Source organism: Mesorhizobium sp. WSM3626, assembly GCF_000513935.1.
Lineage (GTDB): Bacteria > Pseudomonadota > Alphaproteobacteria > Rhizobiales > Rhizobiaceae > Mesorhizobium > Mesorhizobium salmacidum.
On the sequence record NZ_AZUY01000020.1, the window covers coordinates 34,336 to 50,002 of the forward strand.

The 15,667-nt window shown below is 64.7% G+C and carries 20 protein-coding genes and 1 pseudogene; 9 read left to right on the forward strand and 12 right to left on the reverse strand.

The features are described 5' to 3' along the window. Positions 1-13 precede the first annotated feature (13 nt). A complete protein-coding gene (yghU, locus tag M653_RS0115845) occupies positions 14-880 on the reverse strand; it encodes a glutathione-dependent disulfide-bond oxidoreductase (RefSeq protein WP_027144232.1) in 867 nt (288 codons plus the stop codon). 248 nt (positions 881-1,128) lie between these two features. Between yghU and M653_RS0115850 the strand changes: the two genes are divergently transcribed. Both M653_RS0115850 and M653_RS01000000132680 read left to right on the forward strand, forming a co-directional pair. After that, positions 1,129-2,034, forward strand: coding sequence for a S1C family serine protease (locus M653_RS0115850; protein WP_027144233.1), 906 nt, complete (start codon positions 1,129-1,131; stop codon positions 2,032-2,034). A 22-nt stretch (positions 2,035-2,056) separates the two neighbouring features. After that, positions 2,057-3,043 (forward strand): LysR family transcriptional regulator, encoded by a 987-nt coding sequence (locus M653_RS01000000132680; RefSeq protein WP_032935348.1) that lies wholly within the window; start codon positions 2,057-2,059, stop codon positions 3,041-3,043. 1 nt (position 3,044) lies between these two features. On the opposite strand, the gene M653_RS0115860 is transcribed toward M653_RS01000000132680, so the two are convergent. After that, the gene (locus M653_RS0115860; protein ID WP_027144234.1) at positions 3,045-3,773 is read right to left on the reverse strand and encodes an SDR family oxidoreductase; all 729 of its coding nucleotides are present in this window, start codon (positions 3,771-3,773) and stop codon (positions 3,045-3,047) included. Between the two features lie 129 nt (positions 3,774-3,902). Further along, positions 3,903-4,358, reverse strand: a complete 456-nt coding sequence (locus tag M653_RS0115865; RefSeq protein ID WP_027144235.1) for a MarR family winged helix-turn-helix transcriptional regulator — start codon at positions 4,356-4,358, stop codon at positions 3,903-3,905. Between the two features lie 65 nt (positions 4,359-4,423). Between M653_RS0115865 and M653_RS0115870 the strand changes: the two genes are divergently transcribed. Next, positions 4,424-4,897: a cupin domain-containing protein gene (locus M653_RS0115870; RefSeq protein ID WP_027144236.1), complete on the forward strand. Its 474-nt coding sequence runs from the start codon at positions 4,424-4,426 to the stop codon at positions 4,895-4,897. A gap of 27 nt (positions 4,898-4,924) precedes the next feature. Here the strand turns inward: M653_RS0115870 and M653_RS0115875 are convergent, their stop codons facing one another. Beyond that, positions 4,925-5,269: a VOC family protein gene (locus M653_RS0115875; RefSeq protein ID WP_027144237.1), complete on the reverse strand. Its 345-nt coding sequence runs from the start codon at positions 5,267-5,269 to the stop codon at positions 4,925-4,927. Between the two features lie 198 nt (positions 5,270-5,467). Between M653_RS0115875 and M653_RS0115880 the strand changes: the two genes are divergently transcribed. Continuing rightward, positions 5,468-6,067: a YdeI family protein gene (locus M653_RS0115880; RefSeq protein WP_027144238.1), complete on the forward strand. Its 600-nt coding sequence runs from the start codon at positions 5,468-5,470 to the stop codon at positions 6,065-6,067. Between the two features lie 5 nt (positions 6,068-6,072). Here M653_RS0115880 and M653_RS0115885 read toward each other — a convergent pair whose 3' ends face one another. After that, positions 6,073-6,702, reverse strand: coding sequence for a glutathione S-transferase family protein (locus M653_RS0115885; RefSeq protein ID WP_027144239.1), 630 nt, complete (start codon positions 6,700-6,702; stop codon positions 6,073-6,075). Between the two features lie 171 nt (positions 6,703-6,873). Here M653_RS0115885 and M653_RS0115890 point away from each other — a divergent pair, with 171 nt between their 5' ends. Further along, on the forward strand, positions 6,874-7,566 hold the full coding sequence (locus tag M653_RS0115890; RefSeq protein ID WP_027144240.1) for an SDR family NAD(P)-dependent oxidoreductase: 693 nt from the start codon (positions 6,874-6,876) through the stop codon (positions 7,564-7,566). A gap of 159 nt (positions 7,567-7,725) precedes the next feature. Here the strand turns inward: M653_RS0115890 and M653_RS1000000137680 are convergent, their stop codons facing one another. Next, the gene (locus tag M653_RS1000000137680) at positions 7,726-7,995 is read right to left on the reverse strand and encodes a hypothetical protein (RefSeq protein ID WP_245262158.1); all 270 of its coding nucleotides are present in this window, start codon (positions 7,993-7,995) and stop codon (positions 7,726-7,728) included. Positions 7,996-8,001: 6 nt separating this feature from the next. On the opposite strand from M653_RS1000000137680, the pseudogene M653_RS1000000137685 reads away from it, so the two are divergent. Both M653_RS1000000137685 and M653_RS1000000137690 read left to right on the forward strand, forming a co-directional pair. Next, positions 8,002-8,148: pseudogene (locus tag M653_RS1000000137685) on the forward strand (transporter substrate-binding domain-containing protein); the annotation flags it as partial. A gap of 434 nt (positions 8,149-8,582) precedes the next feature. After that, a complete protein-coding gene (locus M653_RS1000000137690; RefSeq protein ID WP_027144243.1) occupies positions 8,583-8,906 on the forward strand; it encodes a transporter substrate-binding domain-containing protein in 324 nt (107 codons plus the stop codon). Between the two features lie 94 nt (positions 8,907-9,000). On the opposite strand, the gene M653_RS0115910 is transcribed toward M653_RS1000000137690, so the two are convergent. Then, a complete protein-coding gene (locus M653_RS0115910; protein ID WP_027144244.1) occupies positions 9,001-9,312 on the reverse strand; it encodes a hypothetical protein in 312 nt (103 codons plus the stop codon). A 128-nt stretch (positions 9,313-9,440) separates the two neighbouring features. Continuing rightward, entirely contained in the window at positions 9,441-9,755 is a 315-nt protein-coding gene (locus M653_RS0115915; RefSeq protein ID WP_015316871.1) for an EthD family reductase, read from the reverse strand. Positions 9,756-10,025: 270 nt separating this feature from the next. Between M653_RS0115915 and M653_RS0115920 the strand changes: the two genes are divergently transcribed. Beyond that, the gene (locus M653_RS0115920; RefSeq protein WP_027144245.1) at positions 10,026-11,648 is read left to right on the forward strand and encodes an ABC-F family ATP-binding cassette domain-containing protein; all 1,623 of its coding nucleotides are present in this window, start codon (positions 10,026-10,028) and stop codon (positions 11,646-11,648) included. 27 nt (positions 11,649-11,675) lie between these two features. On the opposite strand, the gene M653_RS0115925 is transcribed toward M653_RS0115920, so the two are convergent. Together M653_RS0115925 and M653_RS0115930 are read right to left on the reverse strand one after the other, a co-directional pair. Next, on the reverse strand, positions 11,676-12,113 hold the full coding sequence (locus tag M653_RS0115925) for a hypothetical protein (protein ID WP_027144246.1): 438 nt from the start codon (positions 12,111-12,113) through the stop codon (positions 11,676-11,678). Between the two features lie 76 nt (positions 12,114-12,189). Further along, positions 12,190-12,630 carry a hypothetical protein gene (locus M653_RS0115930; RefSeq protein WP_027144247.1) on the reverse strand — a complete coding sequence of 147 codons (441 nt, stop codon included), beginning with the start codon at positions 12,628-12,630 and terminating at the stop codon, positions 12,190-12,192. A 225-nt stretch (positions 12,631-12,855) separates the two neighbouring features. On the opposite strand from M653_RS0115930, the gene M653_RS0115935 reads away from it, so the two are divergent. After that, a complete protein-coding gene (locus tag M653_RS0115935) occupies positions 12,856-13,215 on the forward strand; it encodes a hypothetical protein (protein WP_027144248.1) in 360 nt (119 codons plus the stop codon). Between the two features lie 64 nt (positions 13,216-13,279). Here M653_RS0115935 and M653_RS0115940 read toward each other — a convergent pair whose 3' ends face one another. Together M653_RS0115940 and M653_RS0115945 are read right to left on the reverse strand one after the other, a co-directional pair. After that, positions 13,280-13,990, reverse strand: a complete 711-nt coding sequence (locus M653_RS0115940) for a hypothetical protein (protein ID WP_084636713.1) — start codon at positions 13,988-13,990, stop codon at positions 13,280-13,282. Positions 13,991-14,103: 113 nt separating this feature from the next. Next, on the reverse strand, positions 14,104-15,636 hold the full coding sequence (locus tag M653_RS0115945) for an FAD-dependent monooxygenase (protein WP_027144250.1): 1,533 nt from the start codon (positions 15,634-15,636) through the stop codon (positions 14,104-14,106). Positions 15,637-15,667 lie beyond the last annotated feature (31 nt).

A 15,667-nucleotide genomic window follows, 5' to 3' on the forward strand; every position in this document is an offset into this window, starting at 1 on the left:
AGCTTTCCTGAATCTACTCGGCGGCGAGCCTGTCCTGCGTCCTGGTGTCGAAATCACTGGCGTCATGGCGTTCGTGCAGCTGCATGGCCGGTTCGCCGAAGGCGCGGTTGACCATGCGGCCACGCTTTACCGCGGGTCGTTCGTCGATCGCCTTCGCCCAGCGCTGCACGTTTTTATACTCGTGCACCGACAGGAAGGTGGCGGAATCATTATACTGCCGGCCGAGCGCCAGCCCGCCATACCAGGGCCAGACCGCCATGTCGGCGATGGTGTAATCCTTGCCGCCAAGATATTCCGTTTCGGCCAGACGGCGGTCGAGAACGTCCATCTGGCGCTTCACCTCCATCGAGAAGCGGTCGATGGCATATTCGATCTTTTCCGGTGCATAGGCGTAGAAATGGCCGAAGCCGCCGCCGAGATAGGGGGCCGAGCCCATCTGCCAGAACAGCCAGGATAGCACTTCCGCCCGCGCCGGCTGCTCGGCCGGCAGGAATTCGCCGAATTTCTCGGCGAGATAGACCAGGATCGAGCCGGATTCGAAGACGCGCACCGGGGACTTGCCGCTGTGGTCCATCAGCGCCGGGATCTTGGAATTGGGGTTGACCTCGACAAAGCCGCTGCCAAACTGGTCGCCATCGTTGATGCGGATCAGCCATGCATCGTATTCGGCGCCCTTGTGGCCAAGCGCCAGGAGCTCTTCGAGCATCACCGTCACCTTGACGCCGTTTGGCGTCGCCAGCGAATAAAGCTGCAGCGGGTGCTTGCCGACCGGCAGTTCCTTGTCGTGCGTCGGTCCGGCGATCGGCCGGTTGATACTGGCAAAGGCGCCACCATTGCCCTTGTTCCAGATCCATACTTTCGGCGGGGTATATTCGGTCATGTCGGCTCTCGTATCGTGGGAGGATGGCAGGTCACCCATAGCTAGGGCTGCGGAGAGGGAAGTTCAACTTGTGTTGAACTATTGTCAATGCGGGGCGCGACGCATCGCCCGCCGGGCGTTCGAAATACGAAAAGCCAAGCAGTTGGCTTTTCCTGCCCAATCGCCACCGTTTCTCACCCCTTGCAGCATCTCCCCCGTGGCATACCTATAGAAGAAGCCGCCAGGCATTCGCATCGCAGGACAAAATCATGATCATCAATCCCAATCCGCGTTCCGTCGTTGCCGTGCGGGCGACCGTTCCGGAGGATGCCTTCACGGCCGGGGCACTGGGCACGCTCAGGGAAGGCAGCGGCGTCGTCATCCGCAATGACGGGCTGGTGCTGACCATCGGCTATCTCATCACAGAGGCGGAGGAGGTCTGGCTGACCTCGCATGACGGCCGCGTCATCCCCGCTCACGCGCTCGCCTACGACCAGGAATCGGGCTTCGGCCTCGTTCAGGCGCTGGCGCCGACCGGTCTGCCGGCCGTGGCGCTGGGTGATGCCGGTAAGGCCAGGATCGGCGACGCGGTGGTGCTTGCCGACGGCATTGGCCGGGCGGTCGAGGCCAAGATCGTCACCAAGCAGGAATTCGCCGGCTATTGGGAGTATCTGCTCGACGAAGCGATCTTCATCGCGCCGGCGCATCCGTCCTGGGGCGGCGCGCCATTGTTCAACGCCGAGGGCGCGCTGCTCGGGATCGGTTCGCTGCGCTTGCAGATGAGCCGCGCCGGTGAGGTTGCCGATATCAACATGGTGGTGCCGATCGACCTGTTGCCGCCGATCCTCGACGACCTGCTGACGCGTGGCCACGTGGCCAAGCCGCCGCGCCCGTGGCTCGGCGCGCTGTCGGCCGAAAGCGACGGCAAGGTGGTGGTGATGAGCGTGACCGAGGGCGGCCCGGCGGCCAAGGCCGGCCTGCGCGAAGGCGACGTCATTTCCGAGGTCCGCGACGGTGCGGTCGACGGGCTCGCCGATTTCTATCGCAAGCTTTGGGAAAGCGGCTCGGCCGGTGCCGAGATCCCGATGCGGGTGGTCCGCGACGGCCGCGAGACCTGGCTGCGCGTCAAGTCCGCCGACCGCGGCAGTTTCCTGAAAAAGCCGCAGCTGCAGTAGGCCCGGCGATTTCGGCCAGCCCATGCATCCAAGACTGCTCAAGACCTTCCTCGCAGTGGCGCGCAGCCGCAACATCACGCGCGCCGCCGAGATGATTCATCTCGCCCAATCGAGCGTCAGCGACCAGGTCCAGTCGTTGGAGGCCGAGTTGGGGGCTGCCTTGTTCACACGCTCGAAATCAGGGCTGGAGTTGACGCCGGCGGGGCTGGCGCTGAGGCCCATCGCCGAAGAGCTGCTGCGGCTGGACGGCGAGGCGCGTGCCGCCGTTCAGGCGGCGTCTGGCCAGACCAGCGGCGTTCTGACCATCGGTGCGCTGGAGACGATCGCCTCGGCCCGCCTGGCGCCCTGGCTGCCGGGGTTCCAGGCCAGTCACCCCGACATCGCCGTCCGGATGAAGGTGACCGACAGCGGCACGCTGCTGCGCCAGCTGGAGGACGGCGACATCGATGTCGCCTTCTGCTTCAATCGCCGCGATGTTCCAAATGGCGGCGTCGATCAACGCTTCGCCAGGTATACGATAGCGGCCGAGCCGTTGGTGCTGATCGCCGCGCCGGGGCAGAATCTGGTTCCGTGCGATCTGGCCGCCCTTGCCGCAAAACGTTTCGTGGCAACGGAGCCTGGATGCATCTACCGGCACATGTTCGACACCGCCTTCGCCGAGGCGGGCATCGGAGCCTCGGGATTTGCCGCCGAAGTCGGCAGCATCGGCGCCATTGCCCGGCTGGTCGCGGCCGGCTCGGGGCTCGGCCTCGTTCCACGTCTGGCCGTCAGCGACGCGCTTCAGCGTGGTGAGCTGATCGAACTGCCATGGCCTGGGCGAGCGCAAGTGGCGCCGCTGACGATGATCTGGCGGCGCCGGCGCGTCCAGCCGCCGGCACTCCGGCACCTGCTTGCCGCCGCGCGCGACACACTGGCGCCGCCGCACTCCGGAACCGGCTCAGGATCTGAATCGGCGAACCGCTCCAAGGCCTTGTTTCCAAACAATTCCGGGAAAGCCGTCGTCACCTAGTCTAGACCAAGCGATGCCCGCCCTCGACATGCAGCGTCGTGCCAGTCGTAAAACCATTGCCCATGAGGAAGAAAATCGCGTCGGCGATGTCGTCGGGCTGGCCGATCCTGCCGACCGGCAGCCGCTCGGCCATCGCCGCAAGTGTCTCTGCTTTCCTGTCGCCGGCCACCTGCACCCAAATCTCGGTATCGACCCAGCCGGGCGACACGGCGTTGACGCGGATCGGCGCGAGTTCCACCGCCAGCGCCCGCACCATCCCTTCGAGGGCGGCATTGACGGCGGCGACGACCGAACCGCGCGCGGCCGGCCGGTAGGCGGCGATGCCGGAAACGAAGGTCATCGAGCCGGCCACTGCCAGCCGTGGCGCGCCGTGCTTGGCGAGCAGCAGCGGGCCGAAGATCTTGCTGTCGACCACGCGTTGCGCCGCCGCGAGATCGAGCTCCGGCAGCAGCCGGTAGGCGCCTTCGATGTCGGCGGCGGTGCTGATGATATGGTCGAGGCCGCCGATCCCGGCGAACAACGCCGCGACCTGATCTTCCCGCGTGATGTCGACAGTGGTTGTTTCGAGGGCGGCGCTATTGCCCAGCGCCTCACGAGCCTGCCGCAGCCTGTCTTCGCCGCGCCCGGCGATGATGACTTCGGCCCCGGCTTCGAGGCAGCGCCTTGCAAGCGCCAGGCCCATGCCGGATCCTCCGCCGACGATCAGGATCTTTTGGTTCGAAATGCTCATACCCGCTCTGCCTTCGTTTGGTTGGACAAGGGCAGGGAATTGGCAGCTCGATGCGGAAAGCGAAAACGGAAGAAACCGATAGTGTCATCGGACGGGCCGATTATGCCAGCCCATATGAGCCTCGTCCCGTCAGCGTACCAGCGGGCTATCCCAAACGACGAACAACAGCGCCTTTAACTGGGCGAAGCGCTGCGGTCCGAGTTCGGTGCGCCACTCCTCCTCGATGTCGCGCAATATGTCGACCATTTTCCAGAAAGCGGCGTGGCCGCGCTCGGTGGAGCGCACCACGCGCGCGCTGCCTTCACCGTCGGAGCGGACGAGATAGCCGTAGCCTTCCAGACTGCTGAGCAACTGGTTGATGGCTTGCTTGCTCATGCCGGCCCGCTCGGCGATCGTGCCGGGCCGCGCCCCGTCCGGGCCGGGAAACTGCAGCACGGCCATGTGCGGCAGGCGCAATTCGTCGAAACCCGCGTCGTTGAGCTCCTTGATCAGCCGGCGCTGGATCGCCTGCGCCGGCACGCGCAACAGGGCGCCGATCAAAAGGTCCTCGGTCTTGGTCTGCAGAACTTCGGTGGACGTGGCCATTGACGATCCGGTAAATTGAGTTTACTGATTGCTAGTAAATGTAATTTACCGGAGGGGTTTGCGCAATGTCATCCATGAATCTTCAGGTCAATCCAGCCGAAGAGGCCATCGGCGACAAGATGCTATCGATTCGCTTCCTGGTGACGGGCGACAGTTCGAACGGCAGCGTCGCCGCCTTCGAGTTGAAAGTGGCTGGCGGATCGCGGCTGCTGGCGCCGGCGCACAGCCACGATCATTATGAAGAGACGATCTACGGCGTTGACGGGGTGCTGACCTGGACCGTAGACGGCAAGGCGATCGATGTCGGAGCGGGAGAGGCGCTATGCATTCCACGCGGCGCCGTCCACCGGTTCGACAACAAGGGCGTCAACGACGCGACGGTACTATGTATCGTGACCCCGGCGGCGATCGGTCCGGACTATTTCCGCGAGATTTTCGCAATGTTCCATGCCGCCGCCGGTGGCCCGCCTGACAAGGCCAGCATGATGGAGATCATGCGTCGCCACGGGCTGACGCCGGCGGCACCGACACCGGCCTAGAACACGAGCGCTGGGGCTGCGGCGACTCTATTCCCGCTCCGCACTCGCAAACACCACCAGATTGCCATCGGGATCGCGCATGCGCATGATCCAGGAACGGTCGGCCTTCTCGATCGGGCCGGGTTCGAGGCCCGCATCCACCAGTCTCTGCCGTTCTGGCGCCAGGGGCAGCACGCCGAGCGTCAGCGTCGAGGTGCCGGCTTTTTCCTTGTCCTCGAAGAGCTGCACCTCGGCGCTTTCCGTGAACTGCCATTCGGCAAGGCCAGGCATCGGCCGGCACAGCGGCGGCTTGCCGAAGAGTTTTCCATACCAGTCGATGCTGGGCTCGAGGTCGGAGCAACTGACATGGGCGAAAACGGTCTGCACGGCCATCGCGATCCTCCATGGCGATTGCACTCTCCTGTCGGAACGCGGCGATGGATGGTGTGTTCCGTTGCCTGGCGGCAGCGTGCCCCACTGCTGACGAAAATTGGCAGTGAACATGCCATCATGATGCGGGGAATCGCACGATGCCGGAGGCAAGATTACAGTGATGCCAGCGACAACGACACTGATCCGGCAGGTGCACTGATGGCACCCGTCAAGGTCGACCCCGACAAGGTGCGGGAATTTCCCGACGCGGCGAGCTTTTACGCCTGGCTCAGCGAACACCACGCCACGGAAACCGAAGTGTGGATCAAGGTGCATAAGGTGGGGTCGGGACTGAAGTCGATCACACCGAAGGAGGCCATCGATGTCGTGCTGTGCTTCGGCTGGATCGATGCCGTGCGCAAGGGGCTGGACGAGAACAGTTTCCTGCAGCGCTACACGCCGCGCGGCAAAAAAAGCATCTGGAGCAAGATCAACGTCGACAATGTGGCGCGCCTCGTCGAGGAGGGCCGCATGACCGGGCATGGGCTGAGAGAGGTCGAGGCGGCCAAGGCCGACGGGCGCTGGGCGCGCGCCTATGGCAGCGGCAAGGAAATGAAAATCCCCGATGATCTGCAGGCGGCGATCGACGCCGAGCCGGCGGCGAAGGCGATGCTGGAAAAGCTCAGCGCGCAGAACCGCTTCGCGCTCGCCTTCCGCACCCACAACATGAAGACCGAGGCTGGCCGCAAGAAGAAGATCGAAGCCTTCGTCGCGATGCTGAAGCGCGGCGAGACGATCCATCCACAGGGGAAGAAGTAGGCCCTTCAGGCGCCCGAATGCGGGTCGATGCCGTAGGGATGGACGGGGTAGCCGGGTCCGATGGCATCGCGTACGCGGTCGGTCCATGCTGCGAACGCCGGATAGTCCGCGAGCGAAAAGCCGCAATCGCCGGCGCGGTGGCTGTAGGCATAGACGGCGATGTCGGCGATGGTGAGGTCGCTGCCAGCGAGAAACGGCGCCTCGCCAAGGCTGCGGTTCAAGGCGGCGAGCGTGCGGGCTCCGGCTTCGCGCTTGCCGGCAACCATGGCCTGGTTACGTTCGAGCCGTCCGGTCAGGGTCCAGAAGCGCAGCGAGCCGATGACGGGCTCGACGTTGTACTGTTCGAAGAACAGCCACTGCATGACCTTGGCACGCCGATAGCGGTCCGACGGCAGGAAGGGCGTGCCCTCGGCAAGGTAGGTGAGGATCGCATTGGATTCGGCGATGGCGCTGCCGTCCTCGAGTTGAAGGACCGGGACCGCGCCTGCCGGGTTGAGCGCCAGGAAGGCATCGGTATGGCTCTCGCCCTCGAAAATCGAGACGGGGTGCGTGACGTGAGGGATCTTCAGCAGCCCTAGCAGGACCCGGACCTTCCAGCCGTTCTGCGACGGTAGATAATCGTGAAGCGTGAGCATGACCGGTCCTCTTGATGGGTGAACGATCGCATATAGCTGCGCCCGCCGACACCCGATTCCTGCGCAACCAACTCACGCGCGTCATCGCATGATGACTGCTATCTCCTCCCTCTAATAAAACAGGTCCACCCGTGCCATTTTGTCCCGAGATGACCGACAAAGAGGCTTCCCATGAACACCCACAAAGTCGCCCTCGTCACCGGCGCAAATCGCGGCATCGGGCTTGAAACCGGGCGGCAACTCGCGGCGCTCGGCTTCACCGTTCTGCTCGGCGTGCGCGATCTCGCCAAGGGCGAGGCGGCGGCGAAAGGGCTTGATGGCCGTGTCGAGGCCATCGCGCTCGATGTCGCCGCGCCCGACGCGGCGGCGAGAGCAGCCGACGACGTGCAGCGCCGGTTCGGCCGGCTCGACGTGCTGATCAACAACGCCGCCATCCACTACGACACCGGCTCGCGCGCCCTGCAGGCCGACTGGACTGTCATCCGCGAGGCGTTCGAGACCAATGTCTTCGGCGCCTGGCGGGTGGCCGCCGCCTTCGCGCCGCTGCTCGGGGCGGGCGGCCATGGCAGGCTGGTCAATGTCTCCTCCGAAGGCGGTTCTCTGGCCTCGATGGACGCGGGCGCGCCAGCCTATTCGACCTCGAAGGCGACGCTCAATGCACTGACCCGCGTGCTGGCGGCCGAACTGCGCGGCTCGGGCGTGCTGGTCAACGCGATCTGCCCGGGCTGGGTCGCCACAGACATGGGCGGGCCGGGCGGGCGCCCAGTGGCGCAAGGGGCGGCGGGCATCGTGTGGGCCGCGACCTTGCCCGACGACGGCCCGACCGGCGGCTTTTTTCGCGATGGCAAGAGGCTGCCGTGGTGACGGCGAGACGCGGGCAGGTTCGGTCGGCGCCCGGCATTGCGTAACGGCGTTCAGCATCTGAATCGGGAAATTGTGCCAAACGATTGTTTTCGCATCAATCTCGCCGGACATCCCTGCATCACCCCCTCCATGGCGGGTGGACGAAGGCCGGCATGGCGGCTATTTTTTCGAGCCCGCGACCAGATCGCGCGGCGCAATCGGTCGCCGGGAGTTGTTGCCGTTGAGAAGGATTGCTTCGTGGACGATGGCGCTGATCCTCGTTGCCGTCGCCGCGTGCGTCGGGGCTGGCGCCGCCGTCGGCCAGGCACAAACGCCTGCCGAGCTGCCTTTGCCGGCGGACGTGGCGTCGAAGGACATATCGGTCGGGGTAAAGGCCGCGCCGCCCTTCGCCTTCAAGCTGCAGGACGGCACCTGGTCGGGATTGAGCATCGACCTCTGGCAGAAGATGGCCGGCGGCTCAACCTTCGCTTCCACTATGTCGAAGTGCCTGGCGTGCAGGACCAGATCGACGGCGTCGTCAGCGGCAAATTCGACGTGGCGATGGCCGCGATCACGGTCACGGCAGACCGCGAAAAGGCCGTCGACTTCACGCAGCCCTTTTTCACCACCGGGCTCGGCATCGCCACACCGCTCAACAGCCAGCCGTCATGGCGGCCGATTTTGCACGCGCTGACCTCGTTCGGCTTCCTGCAGGCCGTGCTGGCGCTGATCGTCATCTCGGTCGTGGTCGGCGTCCTGATCTGGATGTTCGAGCGCCGCCACAATGAGGATTTCGGCGGCGGCGTCGCCAAGGGCCTGTTTTCCAGCATGTGGTGGTCGACGATTGCCGCGACCCAGGCCAGCACCGGTGATTTCGGTCCGCGAACCGTGCCGGGGCGTGTGCTGGCCGCGCTGTGGATGATGGGATCGATCATCGCCATCGCGGTGTTCACCGCCGGCGTCACATCGGTGCTGACCGTGACGCAGATGGAAGGCATGGTGCAGGGCGAAAGCGACCTCGCCACGGTCCGGGCGCCGTGCGGAATTCCTCGACCGCGTCCTACCTGGATTCCACCCATATCCGCCATCAGGACTTTGCCACCGTCCGGCAGGGCCTGGACACGCTGCGCGCCGGCAAGATCGATGCACTGGTCCACGACAAGCCGCTGCTTGGCTGGCTGGTCGGACAGAACTACGGCGCGAGCCTGCGGGTCCTCGACGCGACCTTCGACCAACAGCAATATGCCATCGCCCTGCCGCTCGGCAGTAGGCTTCGCAAGCCGCTCGATGTCGCCCTGCTGCAAACCATGGAAAGCGACTGGTGGAAACAGGCGGTCTTCCAGTATCTGGGCGAGAAATAGCCATCGGCATGAGAGCGGGGACGGACAGCTCGCGGCATTGCGCGCAAGAAAAAGCCGCCCGCTTTCAGGACGGGTCGTCGGGTGATGGCTGCCGTCACTGATCGAGGTCGACCGGGGTCACCCCGAGGAGCTTCAGGGCGTTGGCGTAGATCCGGATGCCTTGCGCCTGCTTGCTCCCGGCGCAGAACCGGTTCGCCTTGTCCTGCAGTGCCGTTACCTCGGCGATCTGGCTCGCACTGGCATCCGGTTTGGCCTTGGCCTGGATGGCAGCGTCGAGTTGGAGGCCGAGCCGGCTGCAATATTCGGTCCGGGTGACCGCCGCCTCCGCGTCCGACTGTACGACCGCAAGCATGGCGAGCGAAATGCCTGTCAGGGCACCCATCCATCCGGCCGAACGTCGTTGCATTGCAGGCACTATCCCTTGGTGTCCGGCCGCCGCTGCCCGGCTGCCACGGGATGGTTATCGCAGGCGATCTTTTCGCCAGTTTTTCCCGGATGTTGAATCTTGTTTCTGGAGTGTGTCTGGGGCCGGGTTCACACTTCGTCGGCGTCGAACAGCAGCATCGTCAGATCGTCGTCGCCCGGGGCCAATATCCGCCGGTCGGCGGCGCAGGCAACGCCGACTTCGCTGGCGAACGCGGCACGGATATCGTCGAGGCTGTCGAAATACAATGTCCCCACAAGGTAAGGCATCTCGCCCGCCGAGAGTTTGACGATGGGCCGCCTGCTGACATCGTAGCGCCGCAGGCCGGGGAGCTTCTTGGCGAGCGGTATATGAACATCGAAATAGTGCCGGTCGAAAGCGGCCGGATCGGCCGGGGTTTTGTAGATCACAAGCATCTTGGCCATTGCCCGTATTCCTGTCCTGTTGATGTCGATGGTCAAGCCGTGCGGGCCGCCAAACCGAAGTCGTTCGACACTGGCGGATTTCGACCGCCGGTCGATTTTTATCTGCGCGGGCCGGGGGGCGGGCTATGCGACAGCCGATTTCCCGACTTGAGGAGACCGGCGCCTCGCGCTCCCGCGGGCACTGCGGCGCTTCTGCCTCTTCCCCCGGCACCGTCATTCGCGTAAGGGCGCGGGCAAATCCCAATTCCGCATCGATACCCCCGGAACATCATGATCAGACTTGAAAACATCGGCAAGCAGAACGGCCGTCAGCTTGTCTTCATCGAGGCGTCGGCCTCCCTGCAGAAGGGCGAGAAGATCGGCCTCGTCGGCCCCAACGGTGCCGGCAAGACGACTTTGTTTCGCATGATCACCGGCCAGGAGCAGCCCGATGAGGGCCAGGTGCAGGTCGATCGCGGCGTCACCATCGGCTATTTCAGCCAGGATGTCGGCGACATGGCGGGCCACAGCGCGGTGGCCGAAGTGATGAACGGCGCCGGACCGGTCAGCGACGTGGCGGCCGAGATGGCGGAACTCGAGGCGGCCATGGCCGATCCCGACCAGGCCGACCGGATGGACGAGATCATCGAACAATATGGCGAGGCGCAGAACCGCTTCGAGGAACTCGACGGCTATGCGCTGGACGGACGCGCGCGGGAGGTCCTCGATGGTCTCGGATTTTCGCAAGAGATGATGGACGGCGATGTCGGCAAGCTGTCGGGCGGCTGGAAGATGCGCGTGGCGCTGGCCCGCATCCTGCTGATGCGCCCCGATGTCATGCTGCTCGACGAGCCGTCGAACCATCTCGACCTCGAAAGCCTGATCTGGCTTGAGCAGTTCCTGAAGGGCTATGACGGCGCGCTGCTGATGACCTCGCACGACCGCGAGTTCATGAACCGCATCGTCAACAAGATCGTCGAGATCGATGCGGGATCGCTCACCGCCTATTCCGGCAATTATGAATTCTACCAGCAACAGCGGGCGATCGCCGACAAGCAGCAGCAGGCGCAGTTCGAGCGCCAGCAGGCGATGCTGGCCAAGGAAATCGCGTTCATCGAGCGTTTCAAGGCGCGCGCCTCGCACGCCGCCCAGGTGCAGAGCCGGGTGAAGAAGCTCGACAAGATCGACCGCGTCGAGCCGCCAAAGCGCCGCCATGTGGTGAATTTCGAGTTCCAGCCGGCGCCGCGCTGCGGCGAGGACGTCGTCACCTTGAAGAACGTGCACAAGGCCTATGGCAGCCGCACCATCTATGAAGGGCTCGACTTCCAGGTCCGCCGTCGCGAGCGCTGGTGCATCATGGGCGTCAACGGCGCCGGCAAGTCGACGCTCCTGAAGCTGGTGGCCGGCGCCTCCGATCCCGATACCGGCACGGTGGCGCGGGGCCCGAGCGTGAAAATGGGCTATTTCGCCCAGCACGCCATGGAGCTCCTAGAAGGCGAGCGCACCGTGTTCCAGACGCTGGAGGACAATTTCCCGCAGGCCGGTCAGGCGCCGCTTCGGGCACTCGCCGGCTGCTTCGGCTTTTCCGGTGACGAGATCGAGAAGAAGTGCCGGGTGCTGTCAGGCGGCGAGAAGGCGCGGCTGGTGATGGCGCTGATGCTATTCGACCCGCCCAACCTGCTGGTGCTGGACGAGCCGACCAACCACCTCGACATCACCACCAAGCAGATGCTGATCGAGGCGCTGTCGCAATATGAAGGCACGATGCTGTTCGTCTCGCACGACCGGCATTTCCTGGCGGCGCTGTCGAACCGCGTGCTCGAATTGACGCCGGAAGGCATCCACACCTATGGCGGCGGCTATACGGAATATGTCGAGCGCACCGGACAGGAAGCGCCGGGGCTGAGGAGCTGAGCGGGTAGGGCGCCGCCGAAGCGGGACCTAAAGCAGGCCGTGTTTCCTGAATTCGGCCTGCTCGTCCCCGCTGATCCAGCCGAACACTTTCAGCTTCCCGTCACGCCTTTCGAGGAGATAGCTGACCTCGAAATCAATGGTGATGAGAGCGGCCTTCTTGTTCTGGTACTCCCCGGACCATTGCACCTTTGCCACGCAGTGGTCCTGATCGATCGGCGTCACGGATACGTCCCTGCACGTCATCTTCCCGGCGCCCATTGCCCTGTAGCCCTCGAAGCCCTTCTTCATGATTTCGATCAGTTGCTTGCCGTTTTCGCCGGCCATTACCGCGCCAGGGGTGACTGAGATGAAAGCGGACGAATAGATATCGGCGACATCCTTCAAACCGGCATCCGACACGAGCGCGTCATTGTAGAATTCCGCATAGGCCTCGAAGAATTTCGCGACCTCGGCCTTGGCGATCATCGTCTTCCTCTCCCCTAAACGGGACGGGAAACCGCTTCGCACTTCTCCTGGAACCGCTCCGAGGGGGGTGACGCGCCTACCTCAGCGCGATGCTCATGCCGCTGAGATCGGCGTTCACTTGCAGGCCCACCTGTCTGCCCGTGAGTTGGAGTTGGGCGCCCTTGTCGTTGGTCATCACGATCACCTGAGCGCCTCTGCCGAGCGCGCCGCCGCCGCCGGCCGCGCCATATACGCCAGTCACGTCCCGGGCGCGCCTGATGTGGCGCACGGTGCCCTGGAAATAGGTCTTGGAGACGCCGAAGGCGAGGCCGCCCGAGACGCCGCCGATCGAGATCGGATATTTCCGGCCATGGAAGGTCAGCGTGCCCTCGCCACCGGAGCCGCCGACGAAGAAAGCCGCCTTGTAGACGGAGAAGCGGATCGTGCCGCTGTCGGCATGCGCGGCGCTGGCAAGGCTGACGCCTACCGTGGCGATGGCGGCTACGGCGATTGAACGAAATCCGGAGGAAATAGTCATGATGGGAGCTCCTGAAGGGTGGCTGCCTTGCTCGCCGGCAAGAATATCGGCGTGGCATCAACTTACAACTGAACAGTCTCGCCCATCATTTGTTCCAAGCGGCGGTCTGAATCTGGCGGCGGGAAGGCCGCCACGAAAAGAGGCCAGGCTCTCTGGTCGCGGCGGTCTTCTTGTGGGATGGAGACGTCGGTGTACTCTCCACGGCGGCTGGCAAAGGGGTTCGGGATGAGAATTGCGACGGGGCTTGCGATGTCCGCGTTGGCCGCGACAATGGCCGGATGCGCGACGTCTCCGGTCGACTATGGAGCCTCGCTTTCGCAGCAGGACCAGAAATGGGCGACGCCGCAATGCCAACAAGCCCGGGCGGCGGCTTCGGACTACGCGGTCCGCGAAAAACAGCACCCGGGTTGGGAATTCGTCGCACTTGGCCCCTACGGGTTGGGGATCATAGCGGCGACCAAGGAGCACGAGCAGAAGCAACGAAAGCTGCTCGCCCGCGACGTGCATCTGCAATGTTCGAGCCTACCCCTGCCAAAGGCATTGCAAGGTGATTTGAGCCCTGCCAGTCCGGCGAAATATCCATAGCCGGGAACCGGTGCGGATGCGACCCTCGACGAAAAACCGTTACACGCTTTTCCTGGGAGTTGCTCTAACGCAGCAATCCGTCCGCCTCGAATGTGTCCCAACCTTCGAGCTTTGGCGCATCGTCCTTTCCCGCATTTCTGGTCTTGCGGGCGTTGCCCGTCCGCTTGCCTGCTCGCGTCAGTGCGGCCTTGCCGGCCCCGCGCCGTCTGTTCTCGGACACTTCCAGCGCATCCTCCTCCCGCCAGGCGGTCGCCAGGTCGCGATCGAGAACGTCCTCGATGTGGCGTGGATCGAAGACGTGGAAGGTCACGGCCTTGGATCGCCCGCGCATCTTCACGGTACGCGTGCCGATGCTTTTCAGGCGACCATCCCTGAGCCATTTGTGCCGCTCTCGGGAGGAGATGGTGAGGATGTCCTCTGCCTCTCGCGGAAGCACGGGCAGTGCCTCGATTCCCTCCAGCGTCCTGGAGATGGTTGCCGAGGCGGTCTTGAACGCATCCGCCTCGGTTCGCAACATGCACAAGACGACGCGACCCGTCTCGGCCTTGGCAAATTTCCGCACCGTCCACGGCAGGCGGGCCCGAACTTCGCGTTCGATCCCCTTCAGGCGCAAGGAAGACCCAAGCGTCGCCGCTGGCGGCAGCGGCCATTCGGCGACCATTGACGCGGTGCCCGTGCCTTGCTCGGCCGTGCGATCAGAGGCGGTGGCAATTTTCGCCGCGATGCCGCTCAGGATCTTCCGAATGGAGCCGCGCTTCTTGTCCGCAGGGCTCATGTCTCGTTTTCGCTCATTGGGTGCCTGCCGTGGAACGATCGTTCGCACGACAGACAACCGAAATCAGCATCAACAGTTCCTTTTAGCATGTGGAACCGGCAGAAGAGTCGATTTCATCGGCGAGGCCCTTCGCCAAACCACCGCGACGCGGCCTTGGCAACTCCCTCACGGTCCGGATCAGCATCAGTGGCCCAGGCGACGAAGCCGTCGGGGCGCACGAGCAGGGCGCTCAGGCCCAGCCGTTCCCTGGCGTTGCCGGCGACATAGGTGATCCGCCCGCTCCAGCGGCTGGCAAGCGCCTGAAGCGGGGCGCGGCCGTCGAAGTCCAGCAGCAGGCCTTGCCCGTTCCTGAGCAGTTCGCCGAGCCTCGTTCCGTCAGCCAGCTCGAAATCGGGCGCGCTGCGGCCGACCAGCGGATGGGCGCCGCCGAGATCGTAGCGCAGGCAAACGCCCCAGACGCGCTCGGCGAAATATGTCGCGCTGTCGCGCGTGGCGATGAGATCGCGGATGATGGCTGCGAGCGCGCGAGAACTGCGGCTCGGCCGCATCAGCGCGACCTGGGCGCGCGACCAGTCCAGCACATCAGCGCCGATGGGATGCCGCTCATCGAAATAGCTGTCGAGCAGGCCGGCGGGCGCGTCGCCACGGACGGTCGCGGCAAGCTTCCAGCCGAGGTTCATCGCGTCGCCAAGCCCGAGATTGAGACCCTGGCCGCCCAAGGGGGAATGGATGTGCGCGGCGTCGCCGGCGAGCAGCACGCGCCCGTTGCGGTAGGCCGTCGCCTGGTAGGCGCGGTCCGTCCAGGTGGTGGCGAGCCGGAGGGCCGTCAGGGTGACGTCGGTGTCGGAGACGCGGCGCAACACGGCCTGCACATGGTCTGGCGTGATCGGCTGGGTGCGGTGAAAAGCGCCGCCGTCGAACTCGACCATTGCGATCGTGCCCGGCCGCGCGTAAGTGTACATGCCCGTCGCGGTGTAGTGGCGGCCGGGGGTGAGCTTGTCGGGATCGGCCAGGTCGACTTCGACGGAATAGCCGGTGAATTCGGGATCGGTGCCGACGAACGCGAAGCCGCCAAGCTTGCGAACCGTGCTGCGGCCGCCGTCGCAACCGACGAGCCAGCGAGCGCGAAAAAGCTCGCCGCCGGCGCGGATGGTCACGTCCTCATCCGACTGGTCGAAGCCCTCGACGCCGAGGCCGCGCCTGATTTCGGCGCCCATCGCGCTTGCCCGCGCGGCCAGCACGGTTTCGAGCGCCTCCATGTCGGACACGATGTGGGTGCCGGCCGCATCCGGCAGCCGATACGGCCATTTTGAAGTATCGACGGTGTCGAGGTAGAACTGGATGCCGGCGAAGTGGCCGCCCGGCCGGCGCGCCTGCTGCATCCAGTGCGCCGCGGCCGCAACTTCGCCACCCGCCTGTTGCGGCGCGGCGATGTCGCCGAGCAGGCCACGACGGTGAAAAGATTCGATGGTGGGCGCTGAAAGGCCGCGCATGCCGAAAGGCAGCCGCTTGAGCGGCGAGCCGGGATGCTCGGCCTGCTCCAGCACCAGCACGGAGAGACCCGCGAGGCGCAGCTCGCAGGCGAGAAACAGGCCGACAGGGCCGGCGCCGGCAATCACGATATCATATGGATTGGGGTTGTGCATGAACTGCTCCTTGGTCGATGTTCGACCGGAG

Bases quoted from the DNA above. Each gene is read 5' to 3' on its own strand.
- yghU (WP_027144232.1), bottom strand. From the start codon at position 880: ATGACCGAATATACCCCGCCGAAAGTATGGATCTGGAACAAGGGCAAT.
- M653_RS0115850 (WP_027144233.1), top strand. From the start codon at position 1,129: ATGATCATCAATCCCAATCCGCGTTCCGTCGTTGCCGTGCGGGCGACC.
- M653_RS01000000132680 (WP_032935348.1), top strand. From the start codon at position 2,057: ATGCATCCAAGACTGCTCAAGACCTTCCTCGCAGTGGCGCGCAGCCGC.
- M653_RS0115860 (WP_027144234.1), bottom strand. From the start codon at position 3,773: ATGAGCATTTCGAACCAAAAGATCCTGATCGTCGGCGGAGGATCCGGC.
- M653_RS0115865 (WP_027144235.1), bottom strand. From the start codon at position 4,358: ATGGCCACGTCCACCGAAGTTCTGCAGACCAAGACCGAGGACCTTTTG.
- M653_RS0115870 (WP_027144236.1), top strand. From the start codon at position 4,424: ATGTCATCCATGAATCTTCAGGTCAATCCAGCCGAAGAGGCCATCGGC.
- M653_RS0115875 (WP_027144237.1), bottom strand. From the start codon at position 5,269: ATGGCCGTGCAGACCGTTTTCGCCCATGTCAGTTGCTCCGACCTCGAG.
- M653_RS0115880 (WP_027144238.1), top strand. From the start codon at position 5,468: ATGGCACCCGTCAAGGTCGACCCCGACAAGGTGCGGGAATTTCCCGAC.
- M653_RS0115885 (WP_027144239.1), bottom strand. From the start codon at position 6,702: ATGCTCACGCTTCACGATTATCTACCGTCGCAGAACGGCTGGAAGGTC.
- M653_RS0115890 (WP_027144240.1), top strand. From the start codon at position 6,874: ATGAACACCCACAAAGTCGCCCTCGTCACCGGCGCAAATCGCGGCATC.
- M653_RS1000000137680 (WP_245262158.1), bottom strand. From the start codon at position 7,995: ATGCTCAATCCCGACCAGGTGCCGTCCTGCAGCTTGAAGGCGAAGGGC.
- M653_RS0115910 (WP_027144244.1), bottom strand. From the start codon at position 9,312: ATGCAACGACGTTCGGCCGGATGGATGGGTGCCCTGACAGGCATTTCG.
- M653_RS0115915 (WP_015316871.1), bottom strand. From the start codon at position 9,755: ATGGCCAAGATGCTTGTGATCTACAAAACCCCGGCCGATCCGGCCGCT.
- M653_RS0115920 (WP_027144245.1), top strand. From the start codon at position 10,026: ATGATCAGACTTGAAAACATCGGCAAGCAGAACGGCCGTCAGCTTGTC.
- M653_RS0115925 (WP_027144246.1), bottom strand. From the start codon at position 12,113: ATGATCGCCAAGGCCGAGGTCGCGAAATTCTTCGAGGCCTATGCGGAA.
- M653_RS0115930 (WP_027144247.1), bottom strand. From the start codon at position 12,630: ATGACTATTTCCTCCGGATTTCGTTCAATCGCCGTAGCCGCCATCGCC.
- M653_RS0115935 (WP_027144248.1), top strand. From the start codon at position 12,856: ATGAGAATTGCGACGGGGCTTGCGATGTCCGCGTTGGCCGCGACAATG.
- M653_RS0115940 (WP_084636713.1), bottom strand. From the start codon at position 13,990: ATGAGCCCTGCGGACAAGAAGCGCGGCTCCATTCGGAAGATCCTGAGC.
- M653_RS0115945 (WP_027144250.1), bottom strand. From the start codon at position 15,636: ATGCACAACCCCAATCCATATGATATCGTGATTGCCGGCGCCGGCCCT.